General features: G+C 69.8%; 16 protein-coding genes and 1 pseudogene. 10 read left to right on the top strand and 7 right to left on the bottom strand.

The window, feature by feature from the left end; all coding sequences use genetic code 11:
- Nucleotides 1-321: 321 nt before the first annotated feature.
- The 7 genes from ccrA (at nt 322) to pssA (ending at nt 8,068) form a co-directional block, all read left to right on the top strand.
- The gene (gene ccrA / locus ACQPWZ_RS29285; RefSeq protein ID WP_340476271.1) at nt 322-1,659 is read left to right on the top strand and encodes a crotonyl-CoA carboxylase/reductase; all 1,338 of its coding nucleotides are present in this window, start codon (nt 322-324) and stop codon (nt 1,657-1,659) included.
- A gap of 14 nt (nt 1,660-1,673) precedes the next feature.
- Nucleotides 1,674-3,686, top strand: coding sequence for a protein meaA (locus tag ACQPWZ_RS29280; RefSeq protein WP_340476270.1), 2,013 nt, complete (start codon nt 1,674-1,676; stop codon nt 3,684-3,686).
- The gene (locus tag ACQPWZ_RS29275) at nt 3,683-4,642 is read left to right on the top strand and encodes an HpcH/HpaI aldolase/citrate lyase family protein (RefSeq protein WP_327678760.1); all 960 of its coding nucleotides are present in this window, start codon (nt 3,683-3,685) and stop codon (nt 4,640-4,642) included. Before ACQPWZ_RS29280 ends, ACQPWZ_RS29275 begins: the two co-directional genes overlap by 4 nt.
- A gap of 5 nt (nt 4,643-4,647) precedes the next feature.
- Nucleotides 4,648-5,172 carry a MaoC family dehydratase gene (locus tag ACQPWZ_RS29270; RefSeq protein ID WP_340476269.1) on the top strand — a complete coding sequence of 175 codons (525 nt, stop codon included), beginning with the start codon at nt 4,648-4,650 and terminating at the stop codon, nt 5,170-5,172.
- Nucleotides 5,173-5,174: 2 nt separating this feature from the next.
- A complete protein-coding gene (locus ACQPWZ_RS29265; protein WP_433572795.1) occupies nt 5,175-6,380 on the top strand; it encodes an acyl-CoA dehydrogenase family protein in 1,206 nt (401 codons plus the stop codon).
- A gap of 181 nt (nt 6,381-6,561) precedes the next feature.
- Nucleotides 6,562-7,218, top strand: coding sequence for a phosphatidylserine decarboxylase (locus ACQPWZ_RS29260; RefSeq protein ID WP_313943229.1), 657 nt, complete (start codon nt 6,562-6,564; stop codon nt 7,216-7,218).
- Nucleotides 7,205-8,068, top strand: a complete 864-nt coding sequence (gene pssA / locus ACQPWZ_RS29255; RefSeq protein ID WP_383239619.1) for a CDP-diacylglycerol--serine O-phosphatidyltransferase — start codon at nt 7,205-7,207, stop codon at nt 8,066-8,068. Before ACQPWZ_RS29260 ends, pssA begins: the two co-directional genes overlap by 14 nt.
- A gap of 92 nt (nt 8,069-8,160) precedes the next feature.
- Here the strand turns inward: pssA and ACQPWZ_RS29250 are convergent, their stop codons facing one another.
- Genes ACQPWZ_RS29250 through ACQPWZ_RS29230 form a run of 5 tightly spaced genes read right to left on the bottom strand, consistent with a single transcriptional unit; the run spans nt 8,161 to nt 13,018 of the window.
- The gene (locus ACQPWZ_RS29250) at nt 8,161-9,414 is read right to left on the bottom strand and encodes an ABC transporter substrate-binding protein (RefSeq protein ID WP_356703767.1); all 1,254 of its coding nucleotides are present in this window, start codon (nt 9,412-9,414) and stop codon (nt 8,161-8,163) included.
- The gene (locus ACQPWZ_RS29245) at nt 9,411-10,463 is read right to left on the bottom strand and encodes a branched-chain amino acid ABC transporter permease (RefSeq protein WP_340478060.1); all 1,053 of its coding nucleotides are present in this window, start codon (nt 10,461-10,463) and stop codon (nt 9,411-9,413) included. Before ACQPWZ_RS29245 ends, ACQPWZ_RS29250 begins: the two co-directional genes overlap by 4 nt.
- A gap of 55 nt (nt 10,464-10,518) precedes the next feature.
- A complete protein-coding gene (locus tag ACQPWZ_RS29240; protein ID WP_313943231.1) occupies nt 10,519-11,409 on the bottom strand; it encodes a branched-chain amino acid ABC transporter permease in 891 nt (296 codons plus the stop codon).
- Entirely contained in the window at nt 11,406-12,218 is an 813-nt protein-coding gene (locus ACQPWZ_RS29235) for an ABC transporter ATP-binding protein (protein ID WP_433572794.1), read from the bottom strand. The genes ACQPWZ_RS29240 and ACQPWZ_RS29235 overlap by 4 nt, the downstream gene beginning before the upstream one ends.
- Complete coding sequence (locus ACQPWZ_RS29230) at nt 12,215-13,018, bottom strand: ABC transporter ATP-binding protein (RefSeq protein ID WP_328862187.1); 804 nt, start codon at nt 13,016-13,018, stop codon at nt 12,215-12,217. Before ACQPWZ_RS29230 ends, ACQPWZ_RS29235 begins: the two co-directional genes overlap by 4 nt.
- Nucleotides 13,019-13,306: 288 nt before the next feature.
- Between ACQPWZ_RS29230 and ACQPWZ_RS29225 the strand changes: the two genes are divergently transcribed.
- Nucleotides 13,307-13,816, top strand: coding sequence for a hypothetical protein (locus ACQPWZ_RS29225; RefSeq protein WP_433572793.1), 510 nt, complete (start codon nt 13,307-13,309; stop codon nt 13,814-13,816).
- Nucleotides 13,817-14,015: 199 nt separating this feature from the next.
- Nucleotides 14,016-14,200 (top strand): annotated as a pseudogene (locus tag ACQPWZ_RS29220) (MerR family transcriptional regulator); the annotation flags it as partial.
- Nucleotides 14,201-14,299: 99 nt separating this feature from the next.
- Here the strand turns inward: ACQPWZ_RS29220 and ACQPWZ_RS29215 are convergent.
- Complete coding sequence (locus ACQPWZ_RS29215; RefSeq protein WP_433572792.1) at nt 14,300-15,433, bottom strand: glycerate kinase; 1,134 nt, start codon at nt 15,431-15,433, stop codon at nt 14,300-14,302.
- Between the two features lie 162 nt (nt 15,434-15,595).
- Here ACQPWZ_RS29215 and ACQPWZ_RS29210 point away from each other — a divergent pair, with 162 nt between their 5' ends.
- Entirely contained in the window at nt 15,596-16,666 is a 1,071-nt protein-coding gene (locus ACQPWZ_RS29210) for an ADP-ribosylglycohydrolase family protein (RefSeq protein WP_433572791.1), read from the top strand.
- A gap of 18 nt (nt 16,667-16,684) precedes the next feature.
- Here ACQPWZ_RS29210 and ACQPWZ_RS29205 read toward each other — a convergent pair whose 3' ends face one another.
- Nucleotides 16,685-17,569: a sigma-70 family RNA polymerase sigma factor gene (locus ACQPWZ_RS29205; RefSeq protein WP_433572790.1), complete on the bottom strand. Its 885-nt coding sequence runs from the start codon at nt 17,567-17,569 to the stop codon at nt 16,685-16,687.
- Nucleotides 17,570-17,664: the final 95 nt, after the last annotated feature.

Raw genomic sequence — 17,664 nt, 5'->3', positions numbered from 1 at the left:
CCCAGGGGCGGCCGTTGTTGCTCATACGTGCCCCCCAGATGACAACTGAGAGAAATTGTTGGCACGCAGTGTCTTGTCACATGGCACGCCGTGCCATACGTTGAAGTTGTCCGGGCGGCCGGCGTGCAGAGACCATTCGTACGCCGGCTGTCCCAGCAAACCCTGAGTTTGCGGCCCGGACGCCTGCGTCACAGGCACCCCTTCGCGCCCACCGGCGCCGCCACACCTGCACCACCCGCCGAACCGACGGCACACCTCCACACAGCAGCACACCGACGTTCCCCTCAGCGTTCCCCGCAACGCGCTTCGCCGGAGGCACCCGTGAAGGACATCCTGGACGCCATTCAGTCGACGGACAGCACGCCCGCCGACTTCGCCGCACTGCCCATCCCCGAGTCCTACCGCGCGGTCACCGTGCACAAGGACGAGGTCGAGATGTTCAACGGCCTCGAGACCAAGGAGAAGGACCCCCGCAAGTCCCTCCATGTCGAGGACGTCGCGGTCCCCGAACTCGGCCCCGGCGAGGCGCTGGTGGCCGTCATGGCCAGCTCGGTGAACTACAACTCGGTCTGGACCTCGATCTTCGAGCCGATGGCCACCTTCGGCTTCCTCGAGCGCTACGGAAGGCTCTCGGAGCTCACCAAGCGCCATGACCTGCCGTACCACGTCATCGGCTCCGACCTGGCGGGCGTCGTCCTGCGCACCGGGCCCGGCGTCAACGCCTGGCGGCCCGGCGACGAGGTCGTCGCCCACTGCCTGTCCGTCGAGCTCGAGTCCTCCGACGGCCACAACGACACGATGCTCGACCCCGAGCAGCGGATCTGGGGCTTCGAGACCAACTTCGGCGGCCTGGCGGAGATCGCACTCGTCAAGTCCAACCAGCTGATGCCCAAGCCCCAGCACCTCAGCTGGGAGGAGGCCGCTGCACCGGGCCTGGTGAACTCCACCGCGTACCGCCAGCTCGTCTCGCGCAACGGCGCGGGCATGAAGCAGGGCGACAACGTCCTGATCTGGGGTGCCAGCGGCGGACTCGGCTCCTACGCCACCCAGTTCGCCCTGGCCGGCGGCGCCAACCCGATCTGTGTCGTCTCCAGCGAGCAGAAGGCGGACATCTGCCGCTCGATGGGCGCGGAGGCGATCATCGACCGCAGCGCCGAGGACTACAAGTTCTGGAAGGACGCGCACACGCAGGACCCGAAGGAGTGGAAGCGCTTCGGCAAGCGCATCCGCGAGTTCACCGGCGGCGAGGACATCGACATCGTCTTCGAACACCCCGGCCGCGAGACCTTCGGTGCGAGCGTCTACGTCACCCGCAAGGGCGGCACCATCACCACCTGCGCCTCCACCTCGGGCTACATGCACGAGTACGACAACCGCTACCTGTGGATGTCGCTCAAGCGCATCATCGGCTCCCACTTCGCCAACTACCGCGAGGCGTGGGAGGCCAACCGCCTGATCGCCAAGGGCAAGATCCACCCCACCCTCTCCAAGGTCTACTCCCTCGAAGAGACCGGCCAGGCCGCGTACGACGTGCACCGCAATCTCCACCAGGGCAAGGTCGGCGTCCTCGCTCTCGCCCCGAGCGAGGGTCTGGGTGTGCGCGACGAAGAGATGCGCGAGAAGCACGTGGACGCCATCAACCGCTTCCGCAACGTCTGACTGAGGTCCCACACATGACAGAGCGTCAGAAGGACCGGCCGTGGCTCATGCGGACGTACGCGGGCCACTCCACCGCCGAGGCGTCCAACGAGCTCTACCGGCGCAATCTCGCCAAGGGCCAGACCGGTCTGTCGGTCGCGTTCGACCTGCCGACACAGACGGGCTACGACCCGGACCACATCCTCGCCCGCGGCGAGGTCGGCCGGGTCGGGGTTCCCGTCTCGCATCTCGGTGACATGCGCAGGCTGTTCCAGGACATCCCCCTGGAGCAGATGAACACCTCGATGACGATCAACGCCACCGCGATGTGGCTGCTGGCGCTCTATCAGGTCGTCGCGGAGGAGCAGGGCGCGGACGCCACCCGGCTTCAGGGCACCACACAGAACGACATCGTCAAGGAGTACCTGTCGCGCGGGACGCATGTCTTCCCGCCCGTGCCCTCCCTGCGGCTGACCACCGACATGATCACGTACACGGTGGCCAACATCCCCAAGTGGAACCCCATCAACATCTGCAGCTACCACTTGCAGGAGGCGGGCGCCACGCCGGTCCAGGAGATCGCGTACGCGATGTCCACCGCGATCGCGGTGCTGGACGCGGTGCGGGACTCCGGCCAGGTACCGGCGGAGAAATTCGGCGACGTGGTCGCCCGTATCTCCTTCTTCGTGAACGCCGGTGTCCGCTTCATCGAGGAGATGTGCAAGATGCGCGCCTTCGGCCGCATCTGGGACCAGGTCACCCGTGAGCGGTACGGCATCGAGAACGAGAAGCAGCGCCGGTTCCGCTACGGCGTCCAGGTGAACTCCCTGGGGCTCACCGAGGCGCAGCCGGAGAACAACGTCCAGCGCATCGTGCTGGAGATGCTCGCCGTCACGCTGTCCAAGGACGCCCGCGCCCGAGCGGTACAGCTCCCGGCCTGGAACGAGGCGCTCGGTCTGCCGCGCCCGTGGGACCAGCAGTGGTCGCTGCGCATCCAGCAGGTCCTCGCCCACGAGTCGGACCTGCTGGAGTACGAGGACATCTTCGCCGGCTCGCACGTCATCGAGGCCAAGGTGGACTCGCTGGTCGACGAGTGCCTGGCGGAGATCACCCGGATCCAGGAGATGGGCGGCGCCATGGCGGCCGTCGAGTCCGGGTACCTCAAGTCGCAGCTGGTCTCCTCGCACGCGGAGCGGCGGGCGCGGATCGAGGGCGGCGACGACAAGATCGTCGGCGTGAACATCTTCGAGACCACCGAGCCGAACCCGCTGACGGCCGACCTCGACACGGCGATCATGACGGTCGACCCGGAGAACGAGGCACGGGTGGTCGCCAAGCTGCACGAGTGGCGCGACAACCGCGACGAGACCCGCGCCACGGAATCGCTCACCGCGCTGAAGAAGGCCGCCGCGGGGACCGAGAACCTGATGGCGGCCACGGTCGAGTGCGCCCGTGCGGGCGTCACCACCGGCGAGTGGGCGTGGGCGCTGCGCGATGTGTTCGGCGAGTTCCGCGCCCCGACGGGCGTCTCCAGCGCGCCTGTCGCGGTCACCGCGGAAGCGGGCACGCCGCTCGCGGTCGTCCGCGACAAGGTCTCCCGCACCGCCGACGAGCTCGGCTCGGGACGGCTGCGGCTGCTGGTCGGCAAGCCGGGCCTGGACGGGCACTCCAACGGCGCCGAGCAGATCGCCGTACGCGCCCGCGACGCCGGCTTCGAGGTGGTCTACCAGGGCATCCGGCTCACGCCCGAGCAGATCGTCAACGCGGCGCTGGCCGAGGACGTGCACTGCGTGGGCCTGTCCATCCTGTCCGGGTCGCACGCCGAGCTCGTGCCCGATGTGCTGGACCGCCTCCGCGAGGCGGGGGCGGCTGACATCCCGGTCGTCGTCGGCGGAATCATCCCGAACGCCGACGCCACCGCTCTGAAGGCGGCGGGGGTGGCCGCCGTGTTCACCCCGAAGGACTTCGGCATCACCGAGATCATCGGCCGTATCGTCGACGAGATCCGGAAAGCGAACAAGCTCGACCCTCTGGAGGTCCCCGCATGACTGTCAACCGTCTGAGGCCGCGCCGTTCCTGCCTCGCCGTGCCGGGCAGCAACCCGCGCTTCCTGGAGAAGGCCCAGGGCCTCCCGGCGGACCAGGTCTTCCTGGACCTGGAGGACGCCTGCGCGCCGCTCGCCAAGCCGGACGCCCGGCACACCATCGTGAAGTTCCTCAACGAGGGTGACTGGACGGGCAAGACCAGGGTCGTGCGGGTCAACGACTGGACCACCGAGTGGACCTACCGCGACGTGGTCACCGTCGTCGAGGGCGCCGGGCAGAACCTCGACTGCATCATGCTGCCGAAGGTGCAGGACGCCCAGCAGATCGTGGCGCTGGACCTGCTGCTGACCCAGATCGAGAAGACGATGGGCTTCGAGGTCGGCAAGATCGGCATCGAGGCGCAGATCGAGAACGCGCAGGGTCTGAACAACGTCAACGAGATCGCCCAGGCCTCCCCGCGCACGGAGACCATCATCTTCGGCCCGGCCGACTTCATGGCGTCGATCAACATGAAGTCGCTGGTCGTCGGCGAGCAGCCGCCCGGCTACCCGGCGGACGCCTACCACTACATCCTGATGAAGATCCTGATGGCCGCCCGTGCCAACAATCTCCAGGCGATCGACGGCCCCTACCTCCAGATCAAGAACATCGAGGGCTACAAGGCCGTCGCCCAGCGGGCCGCGGCGCTCGGCTTCGACGGCAAGTGGGTCCTGCACCCGGGTCAGGTCGAGGCGTCCAACGAGGTGTTCTCCCCCTCGCAGGAGGACTACGACCACGCCGAGCTGATTCTGGACGCGTACGACTACTACACGTCCGAGGCCGGCGGCAAGAAGGGCTCGGCGATGCTCGGCGACGAGATGATCGACGAGGCCAGCCGCAAGATGGCCCTGGTCATCTCCGGCAAGGGCCGTGCCGCGGGCATGACCCGTACCTCGACGTTCGAAGCCCCGGAGGCCTGAGCACCATGCAGTTCGGACGCACCTACGAAGAGTTCGAGGTCGGGGCGGTCTACAAGCACTGGCCCGGGAAGACGGTCACCGAGTACGACGACCACCTCTTCTGTCTGCTGACCATGAACCACCACCCCCTCCACATGGACACCAACTATGCGGAGAAGTCGACGGACTTCGGCAAGAACGTCGTCGTCGGCAACTACATCTACTCGCTGCTCCTCGGTATGTCCGTGCCGGACGTCTCCGGCAAGGCCATCGCCAACCTGGAGATCGAGTCGCTGAAGCACGTCGCGCCGACGTTCCACGGCGACACGATCTACGGCGAGACGACCGTTCTCGACAAGACGCCGTCCCGGTCCAAGAGCGACCGCGGCATCGTCCACGTCGAGACGAAGGGGTACAAGCAGGACGGCACGCTGGTCTGCGTGTTCCGCCGCAAGGTGATGGTCCCCACCGAGACGTACATCAAGGAGCGCGGCGGCGAGCAGCCCGGCCGCCCGGAGTTGATCGAGCCCTCCAAGAAGCCGGAGAAGTAGTCATGAGCCGACTCGCCCAGACGCACGGGCTGACCGACATCCAGCAGGAAATCCTGTCGACGGTCCGGGACTTCGTCGACAAGGAGATCATCCCGGTCGCCACCGAGCTGGAGCACCGCGACGAGTACCCGACGCAGATCGTCGAAGGCCTCAAGGAGCTCGGCCTGTTCGGGCTGATGATTCCCGAGGAGTACGGCGGTCTGGGCGAGTCGCTGCTCACGTACGCGCTGTGCGTCGAGGAGATCGCCCGTGGCTGGATGTCCGTCTCGGGCATCATCAACACGCACTTCATCGTGGCGTACATGCTCAAGCAGCACGGCACCCAGGAGCAGAAGGACACCTTCCTGCCCCGGATGGCGCTGGGCGAGGTGCGCGGCGCGTTCTCCATGTCGGAGCCGGCGCTCGGCTCGGACGTGTCGGCCATCACGTCCAAGGGCGTCAGGGACGGCGACGAGTACGTCCTCAACGGCCAGAAGATGTGGCTCACGAACGGCGGAACGTCGAATCTGGTGGCCGTTCTGTGCCGGAGTGACGAAGGACACCCGGAGGGCACCGCCCCCCACAAGTCGATGACGACCTTCCTCGTCGAGAAGGAGCCCGGCTTCGGAGAGGTCCGTCCGGGCCTCACCATCCCCGGGAAGATCGACAAGATGGGCTACAAGGGCGTCGACACGACCGAACTCATCATGGACGGACTGCGCATTCCGGCCAATCGGGTACTCGGCGGCACCACCGGCCGAGGGTTTTACCAAATGATGGACGGCGTCGAGGTCGGCCGCGTCAATGTCGCGGCACGTGGCTGCGGTGTCGCGCACCGTGCCTTTGAGCTGGGCGTCTCGTACGCACAGCAGCGTCACACCTTCGGCAAGCCCATCGCCCAGCACCAGGGGATCCAGTTCAAACTGGCCGAGATGGCTACCAAGGTCGAGGCCGCGCATGCGATGATGGTGAATGCGGCACGCAAAAAGGACTCCGGGGAACGAAACGACCTGGAGGCAGGGATGGCGAAGTACCTCGCCTCCGAATACTGCAAGGAAGTCGTCGAGGACGCCTTCCGCATCCACGGCGGCTACGGCTTCTCCAAGGAGTACGAGATCGAGCGCCTCTACCGCGAGGCTCCGATGCTGTTGATCGGTGAAGGTACCGCCGAAATCCAGAAAATGATCATTGGACGCAGGCTGCTCGAGGAGTACCGGTTCCAGGGATGATTGTCGCTTTCGGGCCGGTTCGGCCGCGAAGAACATCACACCCTGTCAGCGTTCTCTGAGGGTTTCCGGCCGACCGACTCGGCTTCTGGCTTTCCCAGTTACGGCCCACAACCGATAACATCGCTCGGAAAGCCGCCGTCCCCCGTTGCCAGCGCGGCATCATCCGCTACGAAGGTCATCCATGCCCCACAGCCAAACCTCTGCACCTCGCGACAGCCTCCGTGGCGTACGCCTCGCGCGCGGAGCATCGCCGTGGCTTCTGCCGACCGTCGCCACTGCCGCCCTCAGCCTCGCCCGCTCGCGCCGTTCGCGGCGCGCGGCGGTCGTGGCCGTGCCCGCCACCGCGCTCGCGGCGGGCATGCTGTGGTTCTTCCGCGACCCCGAGCGCGAGATCACTCAGGGTCGCGTCATCTCTCCGGCCGACGGTGTGGTGCAGAGCATCATGCCGTGGAAGGACGGGCGCACCCGGGTCGCGATCTTCATGAGCCCGCTGAACGTCCACGTCAACCGCGCGCCCCTCGCGGGCACGGTGACGTCCGTGGAGCACATCCCCGGCGGCTTCGTGCCGGCGTTCAACAAGGAGAGCGAGAACAACGAGCGCGTTGTCTGGCACTTCGACACCGAGCTCGGTGACATCGAGATGGTGCAGATCGCCGGTGCCGTCGCGCGGCGCATCGTTCCTTACGTGCCGCAGGGCACGAAGGTCGAGCAGGGCGACCGTATCGGCCTGATCCGCTTCGGCTCGCGCGTGGACATCTACCTTCCGGAAGGTGTCGATGTCGCTGTCGAGGTCGGTCAGACCACGACCGCGGGGGTGACTCGCATTGACCGTGGTTGATCCCGACACACAGGCGGGCTGGGTCGCCGAGGCGGACGCCGAGGACGACGCGGAGGAGATGCCTCTCTCTCTGCGGCTGTCAATAGCGGACACCCTCACTCTCGGTAACGCGACGTGTGGATTCATGGCGGTGTACTTCACCACCACCGGCATCCTCATCCCGCACCTCCAGGGCAGCCAGGAGACCGGCATGGCGCGGCACAGTGCCGCCACCGCCGTGATCCTGATGCTGCTCGCCGCGATCTTCGACCTCTGCGACGGGCTCGTGGCGCGCAAGCTGCGCAGCTCGCCGATGGGCGCGGAGCTGGACAACCTCTCCGACCTGATCAGCTTCGGGCTCGCCCCGGCCTACTTCGTACTCGTGTACGGCATGGTCGCGGACGACGCCCACCAGCGGGTCTCGGCGGTGGCCGCGATCGTGGTGCTCCTGGCGGTGGTCCTGCGGCTTGCGAGATTCTCGTGCGTGACCCTGAAGGACGGCATGTTCCAGGGCATGCCGAGCCCCTTCGGCGCGCTCACGGTGGTCTCGATCGTCCTGCTGGAGCTGCCGTTCATCCCGACGCTGCTGGCGATCATCGGTACGGCGTGGCTGATGGTGAGCCGGGTCGAGTACCCGAAACCGCGGGGCGTCCTGGCGGTGGCGATGCTCGGCTGGATCGTGGCCGCGATGGGTCTGCTGGCGGCCTGGGCGTTCGACGCCCCGGCGGGCCAGCTGCTGCTGCAGACCGGCTGCGCACTGCAGATCGTGCTGGCGGCGACGATCCCGCTGTTCGCGACGGCACGACGGGTGAACACGTTCCGTGACAACCGTCGTGAGAGCCGTGAGGCCAGGGCGGCCCAGCTGCCCTGACACGGCGACGGCATACGAGGAGGGCCCGGGTGCGATCCGCACCCGGGCCCTCCTCGTGTGTGCGACAGCTTTCAGTCGCTGTGGGACACGCCCTATCCGCCGCTCTTGAAGGACTCCGCCGCCTTCGCCACGGCCGCGGGCCGCACCACCTTCAGTCCGCCGGGGACCTTGTTGTCCGGCTTCATGATGACGCTCTGCCGGGTCGACGGTGCCGCCGGGTCGGAGAAGTCGTGGGTGATGCCGAAGCCGCTCTCGTACGCGGAGAGGGTCAGCAGGGCCTTGTCGATGCCCTCACGGGTGAGGTTCTTGTCGGCGCAGGCCTTCTTCAGCACCTCGCCGTAGACCCCCATGGCCGTGTACCCGGCGACCACGCCGTTGTCGAGGCCGTCCTTGGGGTAGGCGGCCGCGTACTCCTTGGCCAGCTTGGCCGGCGCCGCGTCCGTGGCGCCGATGGGGAGGGTGGAGGCGGCGACGTAGTAGTCCTTCATCAGCGCGGGCCCCGCCGGGGTCGCGAGGAGCTGCGGCGCGTAGGCGGAGTTGTTGCCGACGACCGGCACATTGAAGCCGCCGGCGGCCGCCACGCCGACGAGGGAGGCCGCCTGACGCGGTCCGGCGCTGATGACGACGGCCTTGACGCCCGCCTTCTTGAGCGCGGCCACCTGGGCCGACATGTCGTTGTCGGTCGGTTTGATCTTCTGCTCGACGATGCTGAGGCCTGCCTGCTCGGCCGCGTACTTGGAACCGGCGAGGGCGTTCTCGCCGTAGTCGCCCTCGAAGTAGACGTGACCGATCTTGTCGCCCTTGGCGATGCGCTTCTGGGCGAGCAGATAGTCGATCGCGTTGATCGTCTCGATGTCGTACGTCGCGCCGACCACCCGGACGTACGGGCTGCCGAGCAGACTGGCCGACCATGCCTGCGGCAGGACGAGGCCCTTGTCCTGGCCGTCGATGCGCTGCTTGACGGCCGCCACGAAGGGCGAGCCGATGAACTGGGCGAAGCCCAGCACCTTCGGTTCGAGCTCGGTGTAGCCGGCGAGGGCCTTCTGCGGGTCGTAGCCGTGGTCGCGCACGGTCAGCTCGATCTGCCGGCCGCAGACACCGCCGGCCGCGTTGGTCTGCTTCGCCCACAGCTGCTGGGCCTGGGTGACGCTCTTGCCGAGTGAGGCGTAGACACCGGTCATGTCGGTGAGCACACCGAGCGTGATGGTCTTGGCGGTGACGCCTTCGCCGGTCTTCACTCCCCCGGCGTCCTTCCCACCGCCGTCACCGCTCGTCGCCTTCTCGCTGCAACCGACGGCGCTGAGCGCCAGTACGGCCAGCACCGCCATGTATCTCTTCGGCTTCATGTCTTCTCCCGTCGGGACACTGTCGGGCGGGTGAGTCCGCCGGGCAGGAACAGCACCACCGCGACGACCGCGGCGCCGTACAGATAGCGCGACGCCTCCCCCGGCGAGACGCCGCCCGTGCCCGGGGCGGCGACCAGCGGGAGGCTGTCGCTGTAGTGGGTGAGCACTTGGGGCAGCAGGGACACGAACGCCGCGCCGACGACCGCGCCCGCGACCGTGCCGAGACCGCCGATCACGATCATGGCGAGATATTCGAGCGAGAGGATCATGCCGAAGTACTCGGGGACCGTGCGCTGGAAGACCAGGGCGAGCAGAACACCCGCGAGGCCCGCGTACATCGACGAGAGGACGAAGACGGCGGCCCGGTAGCGGGCGACCGGAACTCCCATCACGCCCGCCGCTATGCGGTGGTCGCGCAGGGCGTTCATGGCGCGCCCGGGACGGCCGCGCAGCACACCGCGGGCGAACAGCCCGCAGGCCAGGAGCGCGACCAGGGCCGCGTACCAGAGCTTCTCCGCCGACTGGAACGGCACGGCCGCGATCACGACCTCCGTGTCGTCGAAGGTGAAGCCGAACAGGGACAGCGGCGGGACGGCGCGGCCGTTGAACCCCCCTGTCAGATCACTCGCGTTGAACAGCACATGCTGGCCGATGAAGATCAGGGCGAGGGTGGCGATGCCGAGATACGCCCCGCTCAGCCGGCCCGCGATGGGGCTGAACAGGCCGCCCGCCGCGCCCGCGAGCAGGACGGCGAGGATCGCGGCCAGCCAGGTCGGGAGGCCGAGGCCGGTGAGACGGTGGCCGTTCTCGACCTCGTTCCCGCCCGCGAGAACGCAGTAGCCGTACGCGCCGACGGCGAGGAAGAAGGCGTGGCCCATGGAGAGTTGGCCGGTCGCGCCGGTGAGCAGATTGATGCCGATGGCGCCGATCGCCGCGGCCATCGCGAACAGTCCGGCCTGGAGCCAGAAGCGGTCGAGGTAGAAGGGCAGGGCGAGGAGGAGGAGACCGCCGAGGATCCAGGCGTACGCCCGGGGGTTCCTGAACGCCACCGATACCCTGGGCGCCCTGAGGGACGGGGACGTGTCGAGCGTCTCGGGCAGGGTGTCAGACACGCGCGGGCTCCTTCGTGCCGAAGAGTCCGGCCGGCCTGATGAGCAGGACGAGCACCATCACCAGATAGGGCGCGAGATCGCCGATGCCCCGGCCCAGGAAGGACAGTTCGCTCTGGTACCCGGTGGCGAACGACTCGGTGACACCGACGATCAGCCCGCCCGCGAGTGCGCCGGTGGTGGAGTCGAGTCCGCCGAGGATCGCGGCGGGGAAGGCCTTGAGCGCCGCGAGCGAGGTGGCGCGTTCCAGCCCGGGGGTCGGGAAGACGGTGAGGAACAGCGCGGCGACGGCGGCGAGGCCGCCCGCCACGCCCCACGCGGCGAGCGAGACCCTGCCGAGCCGCACCCCCATCAGCGCGGCGGTCTGCGGGTTCTCGGCGGCCGCCCGCATGGCCACGCCCCAGGAGGTGAAGCGGAAGGCGAGCAGGAAGGCGGTGATGAGGAGCGCTGCGGCGACGAACGCGGCGATCCGGGTCTGCGCGATGGTGATGTCGCCGATGGTGACGACCCGGTCGCCCCAGGGGTCGCCCAGGGCGAGGACGTCCGTGCCGATACGGCGGGTGAGTTCGGTGGTCAGCAGGATGTCGACACCGATGGTGACGATGGCGAGGACGCTGTGGTCGGAGCCCCGGTAGCGGCGCATCACGAAGAACTCGACGGCGGCTCCCACGACGGCCGCGCTCGCGATGCCGACGGCGAGCGCCGCCCAGAAGCCGATGTCGTCGTGGAGGACGGCCGTGACGTAGCCGCCGGCCAGCAGGAGGGACGCGTGGGCGAAGTTGACGACCTCGGTGGCCTTGAAGATGACGACGAAGCCGAGGGCGATCAGGGCGTAGACGGAGCCGATGGAGAGCCCGCCGAGGAGAAGTTCGGTGAAGGTCGTCATGCCTGCGCACCTGTTCCGAGGTAAGCCCGGACGACCGCCGGGTCGCTCTGCACCTGGGCCGGGGTGCCGTCCGCGATCCGGCGCCCGAAGTCGAGTACGGTCACGGCGTCCGCGAGCCGCATCACCACCCCCATGTCGTGTTCGACCAGCACGATGGATATGCCGAGACCGTCGCGCACACCCGCGATGACGGCGGCGGTCTGCTGCCGCTCGTCGGCGGTCATGCCCGCGACGGGTTCGTCGAGCAGGAGCAGCCGCGGCTCCATGCACAGCGCGCGGCCGAGCTCGACAAGCTTCTGTTTGCCGTACGGGAGTGCTCCGGCCGGCCGGCCGAGATCGGCCGCGAGCCCGACGAACTCCGCTATCTCGCCCACGCGTTCCCGGTGTCGCCGTTCCTCACGGGCGGCGGACGGCAGCCGCAGTCCGGCGGAGAGGAACCCCGTGCGGGTGAGCCGGTGTCTGCCGAGCAGCAGGCTGTCCGCGACGGTGGCGTGCGGCGGGAGGGCGAGGTTCTGGAAGGTGCGGGCGACACCGAGCGCCGCGATGCGGTGCGGGGGCAGGCCGGTGAGTTCGCTGTCGCCGAAGTGGACCGTGCCGGCTGTGGCGCGGTAGACACCGGACAGGACGTTGAAGCAGGTGGACTTCCCCGCGCCGTTCGGGCCGATGACGGCATGGACGCTGCCGGGCGCGACGGTGAAGGAGACGTCGTCGAGCGCGGTGAGACCGGCGAAGCGGACGGTGAGGCCGGAGACCGTGAGCGCCGGTGTGGAGGCGGCGTCGTCCACGGCGGCCGTGTCCGGGGTCGTCATGCGGACCACCTCCGCAGCGCCGGTGCGGCCGCCTCGGCCCGTACGGCGTCCTCCGCGGCCTCCTCGTCGACCACTCCCAGATAGCGCCTGCGCACCTCGTCGGAGGCGGCCAGCCGGTCGGCGGGTCCCTCCAGGGCGACCTCTCCGACCTCCAGGACGTACGCCGTGGATGCCAGCCGGAGCGCGATCGCCGCGTTCTGCTCCACCAGCAGGACCGAGGTGCCGGCGGTGTTGATCTCCTGGACGGTCTGCGCGATCCGTTCGGCCATCAGCGGGGCAAGTCCCAGGGACGGCTCGTCGAGGAGCAGCAGCCGGGGCCGTGCCATCAGCGCCCTGCCCAGCGCGAGCATCTGCTGCTCGCCGCCGGACAGCAGACCGGCCCGTTGGTGGGCGCGGTCGGCGAGGACCGGGAAGAGTTCGTGGACGCGGGCGAGCGCCGCGGCGGCCTCCCGCCGGCCGCCACGTGCCCCCAGTGCGCCCGCCCGCAGATTGTCGGCCACCGTCATCCGTGCGAACACCTGCCGTCCTTCGGGTACTTGGACCACCCCGGCGGCCACGACGCGCGCCGGGCTGAGCCCGTCCAGCGGGCGGCCCTCGAAGTGGACGGAGCCCGCGGTGACCCGGCCGCGCTGAAAGGTGAGGGTGCGTGAGATCGCGCGCAGCAGCGTGGACTTGCCCGCGCCGTTGCCGCCGAGCACGGCGACGATCCTGCCCTCCGGCACATCGACGGAGACCTCACGCAGCGCCCGCACCGGCCCGTAGCCGACGGACAGTGCTCGTACCTCGAGCGAGGCGGCCATGCAGTCCCCCTTCCGGGGCCTGTGTCCTGCGTGCCCCTGTGGTGCCTCACATCAGCACCGGCGCCCCCCGGCCGTCCACGCCGCGGGGGCGAATCGCTGCGGATGACCAGCGGCGCAGCGCACGCATTGTGCACGGGCACAAGCGCCGGCACCCTCAGCGGCCGGTGGGCGTGGAGTGTGCGTCACACCTCCGCGCAGTGGGTGCGGGCGCAGCCGGCGCGAGCTGCCGAACAGCCGCTTCCGTGAAACCCGTTCGACCGTGACCCCGGGCCTGGGGATCATGGCCGGATGCCGTCGACCGAAGCAGCGCTGGGCGAACTCCAGGACCGTGCCACGCTCTGGAGCGTGGGCGAGATCCCCGCGGGCGATGTCATCGACGCGGCCTGCGACGCGCTCGTCGCCGGACTCGACAGCCCTGGACTCCGGGTGCTGGCGGCCTGCACCCGCGCCGAGGCGGGCTACGCCGTACACGACCTGCTTCCCACTGCGCTCGACGAGCTCGCAGTGGTCTTCCATCCGGTCGCGGGCGAGGCCCGTGACGAAGCGGCTGTGCGAGCGCTCGCCCGGCGCATGCTGTCCGGGCAGCTGACGCCCTGGGAGCTCACGTTCCGGCTCCACCAGCGCTACGGGCACGAACTGCCCCTGGCCGAGCGGCTCATCGAGCTCGATGACGAGTACGCCGTCATCGAGGGCGACGACGCAGCGGCGGCCCTGGTCACGGCCGCGGTCATGGAGGAGGCCCGCCGCATCGCGGGCCGCCCGGGCGTTGCGACCGGATCCGCGGACGCACCGAGCTGAAACGGACCGGCTGGACCGGCCCGTGGTCGTCGACCAGCTTGGCCGGCGAGAGCGGCGGGGCACCCTTGTCCCCCGACCGGGCACCGCGATGGCCCGCGCCGACGGTGACGGTCGGAATGACGATGGACACCGGCGTGACCGGGACGAGGGTGGTGACCTCGGGGAAGAACACCATCAGCGCCGGACCACCGATGTCGGCCTGGTCGTCCCCTCCGCCCGCTCCCCGGGCGGCTTCCGCCTCTGCACCGAGCACGACGTCGCCCGCTCATGGTCACCCGCCAGATGAAGCCCCTCGGCTTCACGCTGGACCAGATGCGCGACCACCCGCTGGAAGCCACGGGCCGCCTCGACGCACACGACGGCCGACCGGAGCGTAGACGGGCCCGTACACGCACGGGCCCGTGCCCGTGCCCGCCGGGCGCGCGGCCGGGCCCCGGCGCCCGGCCCGCACTCCCGTGCGCGCCCCCGCCGGCCCGGCTCAGCTCACGTCAGGAAGTCCCGTGCGATGTTCTCCGACACCTTCTCCAGGAGCGGGCCCGCCTCCGCCATGCAGCGGGCCGGGTCCGGTTCCAGCTCCAGCAGGGCGTAGGCACGGCGGATGCCCGCGCGGCCGAGGGCCTCCGGGGGCAGGGTCAGCCGGCCGCAGACCGCGACGACCTCGATGTTCTGCGCACGCGCCGCCGCCGCGACGCCCGCCGGTGCCTTGCCGTGCAGGGTCTGCTCGTCGAGGGAACCCTCGCCGGTGATCACCAGGGTCGCTCGCGCCAGGGCGGGGGCGAACCCGAGCACGTCGAGCATCACCTCGATGCCGGGGCGGAAGCTCGCGCCGAGCGCGACCAGCGCCCCGTAACCGATACCGCCTGCCGCACCCGCGCCGGGCAGGCCGGCCCGGTCGGGGCCGAGGATCGAGGCGTAGTGCGTCAGCGCCTCGTCCAGGGTGGCCACGTCCTCCGGTGTCGCGCCCTTCTGCGGGCCGTACACGGCGGGCGCGCCCTTCGGGCCGGTGAGCGGGTTGTCGACGTCGCTGGCAAGGACGAGTTCGACGTCATTGAAGCGCGGGTCGATCCCGGACAGATCCGCGGTGGCCAGCTCCCGCAGACCACCGCCGCCGGGAGTGACGGGCGCACCGCCCTCGTCGAGGAAACGGGCGCCGAGCGCGGCCAGCATGCCCGCACCGCCGTCGGTCGTCGCGCTGCCGCCGACGCCGAAGACGATCGTGCGGGCGCCCGCGTCGAGGGCGGCACGCAGCAGCTCGCCCGAGCCGTAGGTGGTGGCGGTCAGCGGCGCGAAGACTCCTTCGGGCAGGTGCTGGAGACCGGACGCCTCCGCCATCTCCACGACGGCGGTGCCGTCCCGCAGGGCGTAGGTCGCCGTCACGGCCTGGCCGAGGGGGCCGGTCACCTGCGCCTCGCGGCGTTCGAACCCGGCCGCCACCGCCGCAGCGACGGTGCCGTCGCCGCCGTCGGCGACGGGCAGGGTCTCCACCTCCAGGCCGGGCACCACCCGCTGGAGGCCCGCCGTCACCCGCTCCGCGACCTGTACGGCCGTGAGCGAGCCTTTGAACTTGTCAGCCGCCACGAGCACGCGCGCGGGCTGATGAACTGCTCCGTCCGTCACTCTGCTATCCCTTGCTGTCGAACAGGCAGTCGCGCCGCCCCGACCCTATCCGGCAGGTCACAGGACGTGCCACCCCACCACGAACCGTGAGAACCCGCGCACGCGGCAGAACGGCCGGCCCACCACCGCGCGCTTCGGGCCGCATTTCGGTAGACCGGACGTATGGGACTGCACCATTCGGAGCTCGCCGACCGGACGCTCGGCGGCTGGCTCGGCAGGATCGCGGGGAACATGCTCGGCAAACCGGTGGAGCGTGGCGATCACTGGACGCGCGAGCGCATCGACCGGTATCTGCGCCGCACCGGTGCCCTGCCGCTCACGGACTATCTGCCCGGACCGCCGCCGGACGCGGGGCCCGGTGAGTTCGAGCTGCGCCCGGAGTGGCGGGAGTGCGTGCGCGGCCAAATCCACGGCAGCTGCCGGGACGACGACATCGACTACGCGATCCTCGGTCTGCATCTGCTGGAGACGCACGGCTTCGCCTTCACCACCGAGCAGGTGGGCGATCTGTGGCTGCTGCGGCTGCCGTATCTCCAGACGTTCACCGCCGAGCGGGCCGCGTACCGCAGTCTGGCGAACGGCCTCAAACCGCCGCTCACCGCCTCGTACGACAATCCGTACCAGGAGTGGATCGGCGCTCTCATCCGCGCGGACATCTTCGGCTGGACGTCCCCCGGTGATCCGCACCGTGCCGCCGCACTGGCCCGCCGGGACGCGGTCCTGTCGCACACCGGCAACGGTGTCTACGGATCGATGTGGGCCGCCGCCCTGGTGGCCGCCGCGTTCACCGCGAGCCGCCCGCGCGAGGCGATCGAGGCGGCCCTGGAGCGCATCCCGGCGAGCTGCCGCCTGGCCCGTACGGTCCGCCACACCACGGCCCTGTACGACGCGGGGACGTCCTGGTCCGACACGCTGGCCGAGATGGAGGACCGTACGGGCGGCCTCGGCTGGATCCACGTTGTGCCCAACGCCGCCGTCATCACGGCCGGACTCCTGTACGGCGCCGGGGACTTCACCGGCACCGTCGCCCTCACCGTCCGCGGCGGGCTGGACACCGACTCCAACGGCGCCACGGCGGGCTCGGTCGTGGGCGTGCTGTGCGGAGCCGCCGCCATCCCCGCGCAGTGGACACGGCCGCTGGAGGACCGGGTGCGCAGCGCGGTCTTCGGATTCGACGGCTCACGCATCAGTGAACTCGCCGAGCGTACGGTCCGGTTGACCGCGACGGTGTGAGAAGGCGGCGGCTGCCGTTCAGTCGTCGAGGACGGCGAGGTCCATCCGGCCCAGCCGTCCGCGGTCCGCGATGACGTCGATCGCCGTGATCCCGTCCTCGGTGATCGTGAAGGCGAGGACCAGGGACAGCCGGCCGCGCGGTGCCATCGCCAGGCCGATCCGTCCGTCGAGGAGCGCGAGTCCGGTGAAGCGGGCCCGGCCGGTGGCGGCCATCGCGCCCTTCGCGACGGTGGCAGCACCGCTGACCACGACGGGTTCGGGGGTGGGAATGACCGACGGGTCGGCGGTGAGGACGACGTCGGGGTGGAGCAGCGACACCAGGGCGTCGAAGTTCCCGCCGCGGGTGGCCGCCAGGAACGCCTCCACGGCCTCACGCTGACGGATCATGTCGGCGTCGGGCGCCGGTGTGCCGCCCTTGATCCGGCGGCGCGCCCGGCTCGCGAGCTGTCTCACCGCGACCGGCGAGCGTTCGAGCATCGGACCGATCTCGTCGAACGGCACCGTGAACATGTCGTGCAGGACGAAGGCGAGCCGCTCGGCCGGCGTCAGCGTGTCGAGGACGACCAGCAGCGCGACCCCGACCGAGTCGGCCAGCAGCGCCTCCTCTTCGGGGTCACCGCCGCTCTCGGAGCCGAGGGGCGGTTCGGGCACCCCGGCGTCCCAGGGGTCCTCACGCCGTGACTGACGTGAGCGCAGCATGTTCAGACAGACCCGGGCGACCACGGTGGTCAGCCAGCCGGTGAGGTTCTCCACGCCCTCGGTGCCGGCGCGACGGGCACGCAGCCAGGCTTCCTGCACCGCGTCCTCGGCCTCGCTCAGCGAGCCGAGCATCCGGTAGGCCACCGCCACGAGGTGTGTCCGGTCGGCCGCGAAACGCTCGGTCAGAAAGTCGTGCTCGTCCATCGGTCACGTTCCCCGTTCGCCATGTGTCAGAGAGGCAGAACCTCGAAAACTACCGAGCGAGCCCGGGAGTTGCCTCCCCGGCCCCACGACTTCTG

Origin of the sequence: Streptomyces sp. CA-251247 (assembly GCF_050952975.1) — a bacterium.
GTDB lineage: Bacteria > Actinomycetota > Actinomycetes > Streptomycetales > Streptomycetaceae > Streptomyces > Streptomyces achmelvichensis.
The sequence above is the reverse complement of the archived record's forward strand: the minus strand, read 5'-3'. Positions and strand labels throughout refer to the sequence as shown.